Raw genomic sequence first — 554 nt, forward strand, 5'->3', positions numbered from 1 at the left:
GCTTCGACGCGGTGCTCGGCGGCGGCCGCCGCGACGAGGAGAAGGCCCGCGCCAAGGAACGCGTGTTCTCCCTGCGGGACGAGTTCTCCCAGTGGGACCCGCGCCGCCAGCGGCCGGAGCTGTGGCAGCTGTACAACGGCCGCCACGCCCCCGGCGAACACGTCCGCGTCTTCCCCCTGTCCAACTGGACCGAGCTCGACGTCTGGCAGTACATCGCCCGCGAGCGCGTGGAACTGCCGTCGATCTACTTCGCCCACCGGCGGGAGGTGTTCCGGCGGGGCGGCATGTGGCTCACCGCCGGCGACTGGGGCGGCCCGAAGGACGGCGAGACCGTCGAGCGGCGCCTCGTGCGCTACCGCACCGTCGGCGACATGTCCTGCACCGGCGCCGTCGACTCCGACGCGAGCACGCTGGATGCCGTGATCACCGAGATCGCCGCCTCCCGGCTGACCGAACGGGGCGCGACCCGGGCCGACGACAGGGTGTCCGAGGCCGCGATGGAGGACCGCAAACGCGAGGGGTACTTCTGACCATGACCACCATCGAAACGCTCC

1 protein-coding gene is annotated in these 554 nt (G+C 71.8%); it reads left to right on the forward strand.

From position 1 onward, the window contains the following. A partial coding sequence (gene cysD / locus ACL02U_RS32960) for a sulfate adenylyltransferase subunit CysD (protein ID WP_412794685.1) occupies window positions 1-530 on the forward strand: 530 nt, incomplete at its 5' end. Window positions 531-554: the final 24 nt, after the last annotated feature.

Origin of the sequence: Streptomyces sp. MS06 (assembly GCF_047200655.1) — a bacterium.
In the GTDB taxonomy this organism is placed as follows: Bacteria; Actinomycetota; Actinomycetes; order Streptomycetales; family Streptomycetaceae; genus Streptomyces.